Consider the following 12,240-nt stretch of genomic DNA (forward strand, 5'->3'; position numbering starts at 1 on the left):
TACGTGGCGCTGAGGCCGTGTACTCACCGCGGCGCGAACCGGCCCGTCCCACAAGCAACTTGTCGCACACCCATTGCCTGGTGTCCCGGAAACCCTTACGTTGAGCCGCGCCTTAACCCTGCTTAACCCGCCATTTATATCGCGGACTTCGGAGGACGCCCATGCCCCCCACGCATCGAATACCCGGCCGAGCAAGCGGCCGTGCCAGACGCACGCCCCTGCGCATCGCTCTCGCCACCGGCATCGCCCTCACCGCGGCGGTCGTCGCCACCGCCCCCGCGGGCACGGCCACGGCGGCGGACCCGGAGGCCGAGGCCGCCCGGACCGAGCGCGTCGAGTACTTCACCGGCCCCGGCGCCCACCCCCGCCACACCCAGGTGCCCGCCTCTCCGGCGCTCTCCGCGAAGGAGCGCGCGGACATCAAGGGCGACGGCGACGTCATCCCGATCGTCGAAGCGGGCCCGACGGACGCCAAGCTCGACGTCGTCTTCATCGGCGACGGCTACACCGCCTCCCAGCAGGAGGACTTCCACGCCGACGTGCGTGCCAAGTGGGCGAAGGTCTCCGCCGTCGAGCCGTACGCCTCGTACAAGGGCCTGTTCAACGTATGGGCGGTCGACGCGGTCTCCCGGCAGTCCGGCGTCTCCGGCGACCCGACGAACGGCACCGTCAAGGACACGGCCCTCGGCTCCGGCTTCTTCTGCGACGGCATCGAGCGGCTGCTGTGCGTCGACACCAACAAGGTCGAGACGTACGCGAAGAAGGCCGCCGACCCCGACCTGGTCATCGTCCTCGCCAACTCCATCAAGTACGGCGGCGCCGGCTACAACGACATCACCTCGCCGTCCGGCTACGACGGCATCGCCACCGCCTCGTCGGACAACGCCCAGTCCGACCAGGTCGTCGTCCACGAGACCGGCCACTCGCTGGGCAAGCTGGCCGACGAGTACTGGTACGACGAGTACGGCACGTACCGGGGCGCCGAGCCCTGGGAGACCAACATCAGCAAGCTGCGGGCCGACCAGCTGACCGCCCAGAAGAAGAAGTGGTACCGGTGGATCGGCCGGACCTCGCCGGACGGCGGGAAGGTCGGCGCGTACGAGGGCGGCGGCTACTACCCGCGCGGCCTCTACCGCCCCACCACCGACTCGATCATGCGTACGCTCGGCCGCGAGTTCAACCTCCCCGGGCGCGAGGCCATGATCGCCGGCTTCCACCGGCACGCCTCCGTCGCCACCGCCGTCACGCCCACGGACCGCACCGTGCGACGCGGCGACAAGGTCCGCGTGCGGGTGGCGGACGGCATCAGGCTGCGCTGGAGCGTCGACGGACGCGAGGTCCGGCGCGCCAGGAACGAGACCGTGGTCACGCCCCGCTCCCTCGGAGTCCCGGCCGACAGCCGCACCCGCGAACTGTCCGTCCGCGCCACCGACCCGACGAAGGCCGTCCGCGATCCTGCGCTCCGCGCCCTGCTCAGCGACTCGCTCACGTGGCGGGTGAAGCGCTGACCGACTGATCCGCCGGTCCTCACCGCCCGACCCGGTGTCTCAGGTCGGGGGTGAGGGTGGCGCGGTCCGGGCCTGACCGGAACGTCGCAGCGGGGAACGGGGCCGGTCAGTCCTGGTGGAGTTCGTTGCGGCCCGGGCCGCCGGAGAGCTTGTCCGTGCCCGTGCCGCCCCACAGGACGTCGTCGCCGCTGTTGCCCCACAGCGTGTCGTCGCCCGCCTCGCCGTACAGCTTGTCGTTGCCCTTGCCGCCGTAGAGGACGTCGGCGCCGCCCTTGCCGTGCAGGACGTCGTGGCCGTCCTCGCCGTGCAGGTTGTTCTCCTCGCCGGTGCCGGTCAGGGAGTCGTTGCCGGGACCGCCGAAGCAGTCCTGGCTGCAGCGGGTGAGGGTGTCGTTCCCGGCGTCGCCCCACGGGCCGAAGCCCATCGGGCCGCCGCCGCCGTCGAGACGGTCGTCGCCGTCACCGCCGTGCAGGAGCGCGGACTCCGACGCCTTGATGACATCGTTGCCCGCGCCGCCGTAGACCCCGGCCCAGGCCTGACTGTCCGGCGCGAGGGTCGCGGTGTCGTTCTTGTCGCCGAGGTCGATGCGGTAGGTGTCGGAGTCGTCCGAGTTCTCCGGGATCTTGAACTCGCATCGCACGGCGGTGCGGTCGCCCTCCTGGGGATACACGCACTTGTCCCACTCCGCCGCGTCGGCGGAGATGTCGATGTCGTACCGGTCGTGGAAGGTGACGATGTAGTAGGAGTCGTGCTCACCGCGGTTGTCGATCTCTTCGTCGACCGTCACCTGGTTCTGCTGGCCGGGTGCAGCCTTGTACCAGAGCTCGCCGTCCGCGACGACGACGGAGCCCGTGGCCCGAGCGGCGGACGGGGCGGCCTGGGCGGCCGACGCGGCTAAGCCGGCCGTGCCGAGAGCCAGGGCGAGGGTGGCGGTGGCGGCTGCGATGGTCCGGTGCATGCGCATACGAAAGTGACCCTTCAGGGTGTACGTGGTGCAGTGATGCTTCTGGTCACCCAGTTAGACAAGAGGCCCGAAATCGGAGTTGCCCGGCGGGTCATGAACAGTGGCGGACGGCGTGGTGTCCGGTATGTGACCGGTGTCGCCGCGAGGACCATCGGCTCGTGAGGGCGACGCGGGCCCAGCACCGCGCTCCCCGCCCGCCGACCCGCTCAGCCTGCGTGCTCGGTGTAGGCCTCAGCGGCTGTGCCGTCAGGACGGCGGGCGGCGGGCGGCACGCCGAGCCGCCCCCCGCCGGCCCCGGACACGGCGGCCGCCCCGCCCCGCACGCTCGACTCGCGCACGACGAGCTCGGGAGCGAGCCGTATCGCACGCCGCGCGCCCTCCGTGCCGTCGGAGAGACGGCGGCCGAGGAGCCGCGCCGCTTCGGCGGCGAGTTCGGCCACCGGCTGGCGGACCGTGGTGATGCCGGGTGCGGAGAGCGCCGCCATCGGGATGTCGTCGAAACCGGTGACGGCGACATCGCCGGGCACGTCCGCGCCGAGCTGCTGGAGGCGCTGCAGCGCCCCGATGGCGATCAGGTCGTTTGCGCAGACCAGGGCGTCGGGGCGGGCGGGCCACACCTCGTCGACCGCGGCCCGCCCCCACTCCACGGAGAAGTCGCCGAGAGCCACCCGGTCCGGCGCCCCGGGATCGAGCGCGCCGGCCCCCGCGGCATAGGCGGCGCGCCGCTCGGCGGCCGCCGAGGCCGTCCCCGCCGCGCCGAGGAAGCAGACGCGGCGACGGCCCGCGGCGGCCAGATGGGACAGGACGAGGGCCATGCCCGCCGTGTTGTCGACGGCGACGGAGTCGGCGACGCCCGGGCCGCAGCCGCGGTCCATCAGGACCAGCGGCACCCGCGCCGCCGCCGCTGCCACCGCCTCCCGGCTGCGCTCCTCGTCCGCCGGGATCACGAGGAGCGCGTCCACCTGCCGGCTCAGCAGGTCGGCGATGTACTCCGCCTCGGCCGCCGGGTCGTCGTCGCAGTCGGCCAGCAGCACGGCGCGCCCGTCGGCATGCAGGACGTGCGTCAACTCCCGTACCAGCGTGGGGTAGAAGGGGTTCGTGATCTGCGGCAGGACGAGCCCGACCGTGCCCGTGGAGCGGCTGCGCAGGGCGCGGGCCGCGTGGTTGGGCCGGTAACCGAGCGCGTCGGCGGCCTCGCGGACGCGGCGGGCGGTCTCCGCGCCGACGGGGCGCGTGCCGGCCAGGACCCGGGACACCGTGGCGACGGAGCAGCCCGAGGCCCGGGCCACGTCTCTCAGCGTTACGTCCCCCACGCCGCGCCCACCCTTTCGACGAGCCGATCAAATTTCGGCAAACGTTATCAGCGGGTGTTCATCACGACCAGACCCTGATTCCGGGGCGCATTGCGCCGGTTGCGCCGTAGTTGCCCCGCTCCAGTGCCTGTCCGTTCCCTGTCCGTTCCGGGCGAGTTTGCCAGGGTGTGGTTTCGGCCATTGACATAATTCGCACCTGTGCACAGAGTCTTCGGAGAACGTTTTCCCGAGCCGTCGCCGCGCAGCGACGGCTCAGCCGAACAAAGAGGTTCCGCGATGCCCCGAAAGATCATCCTGGACTGCGACCCCGGACATGACGACGCGATCGCCATGCTCCTGGCGCACGGCAACCCGGATGTCGACCTGGTAGCCGTCACCACCGTGGTGGGCAACCAGACCCTGGAGAAGGTCACCCGCAACGCCCTGTCGGTGGCCCGCATCGCGAACATCACCGGCGTCCCCTTCGCCGCCGGATGCCCCCGCCCCCTCGTGCGCGACATCGAGAACGCCCCGGACATCCACGGCGAGAGCGGCATCGACGGCCCCCTGATGCCCGAGCCCACCCTCGCCCTGGACGAGCGCCACGCCGTCGACCTCATCATCGACACGGTCATGGCCCACGAGCCCGGCGAGATCACCATCGTCCCCACCGCGGGCCTCACCAACATCGCCCTGGCCGCCCGCAAGGAGCCCCGCATCGTCGAGCGCGTCCGCGAGGTCGTCCTCATGGGCGGCGGCTACCACACGGGCAACTGGAGCCCCGTCGCCGAGTTCAACATCAAGATCGACCCCGAGGCCGCGCACATCGTCTTCAACGAGAGCTGGCCCGTCACCATGGTCGGCCTCGACCTCACCCACCAGGCCCTCGCCACCCCCGAGGTCATCGAGCGCATCGGCAAGGTCGGCACCAAGCCCGCCCTCTTCGTCAACGAGCTCCTCGACTTCTTCGGCGCCATGTACCTGGAGGCGCAGGGCTTCGAGGCGCCGCCGGTCCACGACCCGTGCGCCGTCGCGTACGTCATCGACCCGAGCGTCATGACCGTCCGCAAGGCCCCCGTGGACGTCGAGCTCACCGGAACCCTCACCCTCGGCATGACCGTGACGGACTTCCGCGCCCCGGCCCCCGACGACTGCACCACCCAGGTCGCCGTCGACCTGGACCACACGCGCTTCTGGGACCTGATCGTGGACGCCCTCGAGCGGATCGGCGACGTCAGCGCATGAACGCCTCCTTCACCGAACCCACCGCCGCACCCGGCGGCGCCCGCGGCTCCCGCCCCGTGCGCATCGGCGTCCTGGTCGCCGCGCTCCTCGCGGCCTGCTTCGCCTTCCAGCTCAACGCGAGCATGCTCAGCCCCGCCCTGAAGAACATCGAGGACTCCCTCGGCGCGACCTCCGCCGAGATCGGCCTCACCCAGACCGCGTTCTTCACCTCGGCCGCGCTCTTCTCGCTCTTCCTGCCGCGCCTCGGCGACCTCGTCGGCCGCCGCAGGGTGCTCACCGGCATGCTGGCGCTGATGGTCGTCGGCTGCGTCGTCGCCGCGCTCGCCGAGAGCGTGCCGATGCTCTTCGCGGGCCGCGTCATCCAGGGCGTCTCCGGGCCCACCGTGCCGCTCTGCCTCATCATGCTGCGCAACGAGGTCCACGAACCGAAGAAGTACGGCACGCTGCTCGGTGTCATCACCGCCGTCAACGGCGGCATCGCGGGCGTCGACTCCCTCGCCGGCGGCTACCTCGCCGACCACCACGGCTTCCAGTCGGTGTTCTGGGTCATGGCCGGCGTGGCCGCGATCGCCACGCTCCTCGTCGCCACCCTCACCCCCGAGTCGAAGGCCGCCCACACGGCCGACACCCGCATGGACTGGCCCGGCGTCACCCTCCTGGTCATCTCCGTCGGCGCGGCCCTCATCGCCCTGAACGAGGCGGGCAAGCTCGGCAACGCGAACTGGCCGCTCGTCGTCGCCCTCTTCGTCGTCACCGCCATCGCCTTCGCCCTGTTCTGGCGCATCGAGGACCGCAGCAGCCACCCCCTGGTCGCCACCCGCCACCTGCGCCGGCGCTCCACCTGGGCACTGCTGCTCACCACCGTCCTCACCATGACCGGCGTCTTCGCCGTCATGAACGGCATGATCCCCGCCTTCGCGCAGGACGCCCAGGCAGGCTTCGGCATGAGCGCCGAGCAATCGGCCTGGTGGACCCTCACGCCGTACGCCCTCGCCGGCCTCGCCATGGGCCCGCTCGCCGGACGCCTGGCTGCCACGTACGGCTACGGCCGCATCCTGCGCCTCGGCCTCATCGGCTCGGCCGTGACGGTCGCCCTGATGCTGTTCACCCTGCACGCCGACTCGCGGCTGCTGCTCCTCGCCGCGTCGATCCTCATCGGCGTCACCTACGCGGGCGTGGGCAACATCGTCCTCAACGGCCTCGGCATCGTGCTCTCCCCGAAGGAGAACCCGGGCTTCCTGCCCGGTCTGAACGCGGGCGCCTTCAACCTCGGCGCGGGCCTCAGCTTCGCCGTCCTCTACGCCGTGCAGACCGCCGCGGAACCGGCCGACAAGACCTCGCCCGCCGGCTACACGGCAGGCATGATCGCCGGAGTCGCCCTCCTCGCGGCGGCCTTCGCGACGTCCTTCCTCATCCCCAAGCCGGTGGAGGCGGAAGTCACGGAGTGAGCGCGCCGTGCCGCCCGGCCCCCGCGGCCGTCACGTCGACGGGGGCAGCGGAAGGTCCGGCAGGTCCGCCTCGGTGCGGGCGAGGACGATCTGGTCGAACAGGGCGCCGTCGCCGTTGCTGCGCAGTGCGAGCTGGTCGACGACCTTGACCGCTCCGGCGGTGAACTTCCACAGGTCGAGGCGTACGACCTCCCAGTCGGCGGGGACGCGGCCCTGGAACCTCTTCTCGACCAGGGAGGTCTGCGGTGGCCAGTGCGAGTCGCCGATGGACGCCGAGAAGACGGGGGCGGACCTCGCGGGTCCGAGCCGGACGCTGATCCCCGTGGTCCGGACGCTGAGGGCCTTCCAGGCGAACTGGAGGTAGCGGTACTGGCCCGGGGCGCTCGGGTTCTCCACGATCCTGAAGTCCCAGTCGTGCATGGCGTGCCCGTAGGGCGCCCTCGACGTGGGGTAGCGCTCCACCGCGGCCTTCAGCCGCAGGCAGCTGTTCCCGACGGCCGCGCCGCCGAGCTGGATGTCGGCGGCCGCGCTGTTCTCCACGATGTCGCGCACGTCGTCCTCCCGGTCGTCGAAGAGGACGGCGAGCGCGCGGTCGTCCAGCACGTCCCGGTGGGAGTTGCCCGTCGCGGTGCCGTGGAACACGAGTTCGCCGAGGCGGATGTTGCCCACGGGCCAGCTGCCGCCGCCGGTGGTGCGCAGCCGGAAGCGGGAGGAGGACAGGGGCTCGAAGGTATGGGTGTGCACGGCGCCCGCGTCGGAGAGGAGCTTCGGGCCGTCCTTCCAGAGCCCGGCCCGGGTGTCCCACCACTGCAGCTGGACGTCACGCAGCCATGACACGGGGTGCGCCGGGTCCTCGGCGAAGGTCACGCCCGTGAGCCGGACCTGCGTGCGGAACGTGTCGACGGTGAACTGGAGCTCCTGCCCCTCCTGGACGCGGATGGCGCCGATGACCGACCAGGGCACCCACGGTTCGGCCGGCGGGTCGGCGCGGCCGTCGGTGAGCAGGGCGACCGCGTTCTGCTTGCCGAGGTCGACATGCCGGGTCGGGTTGACGAGGCGTACGTCGAAGAGGGCGGAGGTGGTCGTGATCAGGTTGGGAGTCAGGTCCTTGGGCGCCGTGGTGTTGCCCCAGCCCGCGCGGCGGACCACCGGGACGGGGTCGGGGGAGAGGAGCTCGGGACGGATGTCGGTCTCGGACGGGGTCAGCCGGGTCCGCCAGCGTTCGTCGAGGCCGGCGGTGCAGCGGATGACGGTGCCCGTCCAGGTCGCGACGAGGAGGCCGCCGTCGGGCAGCCAGGCCGACACCGGCAGCGCCTTGAGGTCCTTCGTGATCAGCGGGGTGCCGTCGCGCCCCAGTACGGCGAGGGTGCCGAGTTCGCTGCCGACGGCGACGCGGCTGCCGTCCGGGGAGACCCGGGGTCGGCGCAGCAGATCGTCCCCGGTGTACGTCCACAGCAGTCCGCGCCCGGCGTCGTACGCCTTGAGCCGGTTGCGGAAGGTGACCGCGAGGAACGAACCGTCGGCGCTGACGGAGACCTCGTCGGCGGCGGTGGGGATGGTGTTGACGAGGGCGCCGCCGCGGATCACGTACACCCGGCCGCCGTCGGCGTCCGACCAGATCACCGCGGTGCGCCGGTCGCCGCTGACGACACCGCCGCCGAAGCTCCCCGGGGCGGTGGGGATCGACCACAGGGTGGAGCCGTTCGCCGCGGCGAGTCCGGTGATCGTGTCCGCCGCGAAGGTGATGAGGGTGTCGTCGTCGAGCGCGAGGAGCCGCAGCGGGGTCCGCTCGCCGGTCTTCCACCACTCGTGCGCCCACCTCTCGCGTGCCTCCGTACCCCGGCTGTCCCACAGCGCGAGCCCGAGGTCGCCCGAGGTGGCGATCCAGGAACCGCCGGGCGCCGCCGCGAAGTTGTTCAGGCCGTAGTCGTGGCCCCACTCGCCCTTGGTCCAGTCGGTGGCCTTCTTGGCCAGGCCGAACAGGGCGAAGCGGCGCCGGGGCGACCCGTCGGCGCCCAGCAGGTACAGGTGGTAGCCCTCGGCGCTGTGCACGTCGAAGCCCTGTGCGGCGAAGCCGTCGCCGGGGGCGCTGGGGGTGTAGGCGAAGTGATGGCCGAGGCGGCGGCGCCAGCGTGTGGTGCCGGTGGCGAGGTCGAGGCCGTAGAGGTTGTGGTCCCAGTTGAAGGCGGTGAGCGCGGCGGTGCGGCCGTCGGCGGCGACCGCGATGTCGCGCACGTGCGGGCCGAAGGCGTATTCGGCCGGGGGCGGCAGCGGGTCGTGCGTCAGCGGCACGACGGCGTAGAGCCGGGCGGGAACGGTGCGCAGATCGGCGGTGAACTCCCCGCCGAGCAGGCTGACCCGCTCCCCGGTGAGCACGTCGACGACCTGGTGCAGCGCGGGCAGCGCCACCTTCAGCTTCGCCTGCACGGGAATCCGGTGGCCGCACCGCAGGCCCACGCGCCAGACCAGGCTCGACTCCCAGTCGAGCAGCGTGTTGTTGACCACCCAGATGTACGTGGTCCGCCCGGCTTTCCGCTCGCTGAGCCACACCTCGGGGTTGTCGCACTCGGCGACCGGCGTGACGACGCCCTGCAGGGCGGCGGTGACCTTGGCCGCCTGGTCGAGGAAGACCCGGCGGAGGCGGCGGTAGGAGTCGTCGTCGCTCTGTGGCGTCCCGTCGCTCTCGACATGGGTGAAGGCGGTGCCGAGGGCGCGGTAGGCGTCCCGGTGGCGCTGGACGCAGCTGTCGTCGGCGTAGACGGGCACGGCGTCCGGCCCCCGGCCCGCCTCGGCCAGCGCCGCGGCGAGGCGCGGGTCCAGGTCGACGCGCTGGCCGATCAGCAGGACGGCGTCGTAACCGCGCAGGACATCGGCGCTGACGTCCTCGGTGAAGACGAAGGTGGCCGGTCGGTGGGCGTACATGCAGGCCGTGTACGCCTCGAAGAGCCGCATGAAGTACTTGCTGCTGAGGCCCTGCGAGGTCTCCAGGCGCTGCATACGGGTGGAGACGACGATCGCGACGCGGTCGGCGTTGCGGGCGGCCGCGGTCGTGGGCCCCAGGCGGGCGCACAGGTCGAACGCGGCCCGCAGCATCGACGTGCGGCCCGCGCCGCCGGAGCGGGGATCACCGGGCCTGCCGCCGCTGCCGGCGCCGCGCTCGTCGAGGGCGGTGACGCCCTCCAGGTGGTAGGCGCCCTGGTCGCCGGTCATGCCGGTGCCGTTCGCGCCCCGCATCACCTGCTGCAGCAGCGTCGGCAGGAACATGCCGCCGGTGCCGTCGTCGTTGAAGAGTTCCAGGTGGCCCCAGGCGGGTTTGCCGGGGCGCCGGTAGTAGTCGACCATGTGGGCGGTTGCGCCCATGAGTTGGAGCTGCTCGCCCTGGTAGTGCAGGTCGACCTCGTCGGCGGGCGCGAACCTGACCGGGGGCAGGTTCTGTGGTTCCCGGTAGGGGCCGGTCATCGCGCTGACCATGCCGGGGAAGCGCTCGTTCAGGATGCCGCGGAACCGGGCCGCGTCCGCGGGCTTGAGGGCGATCGAGCGGTCGGTGACGGTGTCGAGGATCGGCACCCAGCCCCCGGGTTCCTCGACGAGCTCCAGCGCGTCGGTGTACCGCTTCCGCTCGTCCTCGTTCTGCGCGGCGGCCGCGCCGATGCCGGGCACCCACCAGTTCGCGCCCCAGGTCCAGCCGCGGAACGCCGCGTAGGTGTGCAGGCTGGAGGTGGTGTTCAGCAGGTCGCGGTCCACCTCCGGCTGCTTGCGTGTTTCGTGGTTCTTCGGCCAAGTGAGCGGGAGGTAAGTGTCGTTGGCGTAGAGGACCGCCTGAATCTCCATGCCGCGGGCGCCGTAGCCGGCGATGGTGCGGCGGGCCGGATCCTCGAACATCGCCTTGTCCCAGTGGACGGCGGTCTTCGAGAGCTTCAGCCGGTCGACGACGGCGGCGTCGGCGGCGGCGTCCTTGAACGACGCGGGCCACAGGAGGCCGAGACGGTCCACGAAAAGGTTGAGGCCGAGCTTCTCGGCCCTGGCGACGTGGTCCTCGACGGTGTCCGGGAGGTCCGCGAAGGCCGGCAGGCGCTGCGTCGAGGGGTTCTTGACGACGTCACGGGGGTCGGAGGGGATGCTCGCGTGGTTGTTGGCGTAGATGTCGCTGTACCAGGTGATGTGGAAGTCCGGCCGCCGCCCGAGACCGGGGCCGAGGTCGAGGTGTTGCGGTGCGACGGTGAAGCCGGGCGGCCGCTCGGCGTCGACGACGTACCGTCCGGGCGCCAGCGTGCCGGTGTACCGCGCGGTGAGTTCGAGGCGGCCGCGGCCGTCCGTCAGGGTGACGTTCTCGGCGTGGACCTCCGCCCCGTCCCGCAGCAGCCGCACGCGCGCGCTGCCCGGCAGCGGCGTGCCGTCGGCCACCCGGGCCACGACACGCACGGTGATGGGTTCGCCGCGGCCGTAGGAGAAGCGGTTCAGTGCGGTGAACGTCTCGGCGCCGCCCGCGCCGGTGCCGACGCGACAGGTCATCAGGGACAGCGAACCCTTGGTGCTCTCGGGCGTGCGGATCTGCACGATGCCGTCCACGACGTACTCGCCGATCCGTCCGGCGACGTCGGGCGACACCCGCAGGTGGTAGAGGCCCCGCGCGTCGGCGGGCGGGGTGACCGCCCCGGCGGTGAGGGACAGTTCGGTGAACTCCGGTACGCCGAGCGGTCGCAGCCACACCCGGAAGCGCGGCTCGGCGGACCACCCTCCCCGCTCGTGAACGATCGTCAGCGGCATCTTCCGTCCCGCGGTCCACTCGTCCGCCTCGTACGACACGGAGAGCCGCTCGATGTCGGCGCCGACGCGACGCACGAGCTGTCCGCTGAAGTCGTACACCTCGAACAGATACTTGGGGTCGTTGCGCTTCACGTAGTAGGACGTGCCGCGCACCCTGAGGTCCTGCACCGTGTATGGGTCCTCGGGCAGGGCCAGGGGGACCGTGTGCTCGGGCCGGCCCTGCGCGTCATAGACGGTCACCTGCCGCCGCTCCGGCTCTTTCGCCGCCCCGGTGGAGACGTGGAGCAGTCCGTCGTCGTCCACGTCGTAACCCCCGAAGGCGGAGCCCGCGGGCCGCACCTTGATGCTCCGCACGTGCGCCCCGTCGAGCGTCGAGACACAGATGAGTCCGGCCCCGGCCGTCGTGGGCCAGGCGGTGCAGAGCAGCCCGCGCTCCTCGGCCACCCGCAACCCCGCCGGGCCCCCCTTGGAGGTGGCGTTCTCGTCGAGCCCGGTGAGAGTGATGCGCTTGTCCACGGCGCCGGGCTTCAGCCGGACCACTTGTCCGCGGTGCTGGTCGATGGCGTAGAACCAGCCTGACCGGGCGGCCTCGACGGCCGAGGGCGCGAAGTAGCCGTCCGTGTCGTTGGCGGTGAAGTCGTCGATGCTGCCGAGCCGGTTGAAATCCTTGTCCCAGAAGTCGATCCGGTGCGGGTAGTGGGTCTCGGCGGTCGCGATCACCCCCTCCGCATCGGCCGTGATCGCCAACGCCGCGTACCCGACCCGCCCGAACCGCCGCGCCGAGCCGTCCGGCCCGAGCCGCAGCGCCTGGCCGCCCGTGCGACCGCCGATCACCAGATAGACGTGGTCGTCCCGGCCGAGCCCCAGGTGCAGGGCCGGGACGTCGAACGCGGGATGGTGCCTGGACACGACCTGCTCGATCGTCCTCACGGTGACACTCCCTCGGGAAGCCGTGCGCCGGCCGGGCGCCGTTGGCGATGGCCACCGATCAGCTTCTCGTCATGGAGGTGAGGAGG

General features: G+C 71.9%; 6 protein-coding genes. 3 read left to right on the forward strand and 3 right to left on the reverse strand.

The annotated features are described in order from the left end of the window. Nucleotides 1-161 precede the first annotated feature (161 nt). On the forward strand, nt 162-1,508 hold the full coding sequence (locus ACI2L3_RS12850) for a M64 family metallopeptidase (protein WP_404752369.1): 1,347 nt from the start codon (nt 162-164) through the stop codon (nt 1,506-1,508). A 106-nt stretch (nt 1,509-1,614) separates the two neighbouring features. On the opposite strand, the gene ACI2L3_RS12855 is transcribed toward ACI2L3_RS12850, so the two are convergent. Beyond that, nucleotides 1,615-2,466, reverse strand: coding sequence for a calcium-binding protein (locus ACI2L3_RS12855; protein WP_404752370.1), 852 nt, complete (start codon nt 2,464-2,466; stop codon nt 1,615-1,617). Between the two features lie 212 nt (nt 2,467-2,678). Continuing rightward, nucleotides 2,679-3,785, reverse strand: coding sequence for a LacI family DNA-binding transcriptional regulator (locus ACI2L3_RS12860; RefSeq protein WP_404752371.1), 1,107 nt, complete (start codon nt 3,783-3,785; stop codon nt 2,679-2,681). A gap of 276 nt (nt 3,786-4,061) precedes the next feature. Here ACI2L3_RS12860 and ACI2L3_RS12865 point away from each other — a divergent pair, with 276 nt between their 5' ends. Both ACI2L3_RS12865 and ACI2L3_RS12870 read left to right on the forward strand, forming a co-directional pair. Further along, complete coding sequence (locus ACI2L3_RS12865; protein ID WP_404752372.1) at nt 4,062-5,009, forward strand: nucleoside hydrolase; 948 nt, start codon at nt 4,062-4,064, stop codon at nt 5,007-5,009. After that, the gene (locus ACI2L3_RS12870) at nt 5,006-6,457 is read left to right on the forward strand and encodes an MFS transporter (protein ID WP_404752373.1); all 1,452 of its coding nucleotides are present in this window, start codon (nt 5,006-5,008) and stop codon (nt 6,455-6,457) included. The genes ACI2L3_RS12865 and ACI2L3_RS12870 overlap by 4 nt, the downstream gene beginning before the upstream one ends. Before the next feature lie 30 nt (nt 6,458-6,487). Here the strand turns inward: ACI2L3_RS12870 and ACI2L3_RS12875 are convergent, their stop codons facing one another. Then, complete coding sequence (locus ACI2L3_RS12875; RefSeq protein WP_404752374.1) at nt 6,488-12,154, reverse strand: WD40 repeat domain-containing protein; 5,667 nt, start codon at nt 12,152-12,154, stop codon at nt 6,488-6,490. Nucleotides 12,155-12,240 lie beyond the last annotated feature (86 nt).

The organism is Streptomyces sp. NPDC029674 (assembly GCF_044903205.1).
Lineage (GTDB): Bacteria > Actinomycetota > Actinomycetes > Streptomycetales > Streptomycetaceae > Streptomyces.

Excerpts from the sequence above, each read along its gene's own strand:
- ACI2L3_RS12865 (WP_404752372.1), top strand. The coding sequence starts at position 4,062 with ATGCCCCGAAAGATCATCCTGGACTGCGACCCCGGACATGACGACGCG.
- ACI2L3_RS12870 (WP_404752373.1), top strand. The coding sequence starts at position 5,006 with ATGAACGCCTCCTTCACCGAACCCACCGCCGCACCCGGCGGCGCCCGC.
- ACI2L3_RS12855 (WP_404752370.1), bottom strand. The coding sequence starts at position 2,466 with ATGCACCGGACCATCGCAGCCGCCACCGCCACCCTCGCCCTGGCTCTC.
- ACI2L3_RS12850 (WP_404752369.1), top strand. The coding sequence starts at position 162 with ATGCCCCCCACGCATCGAATACCCGGCCGAGCAAGCGGCCGTGCCAGA.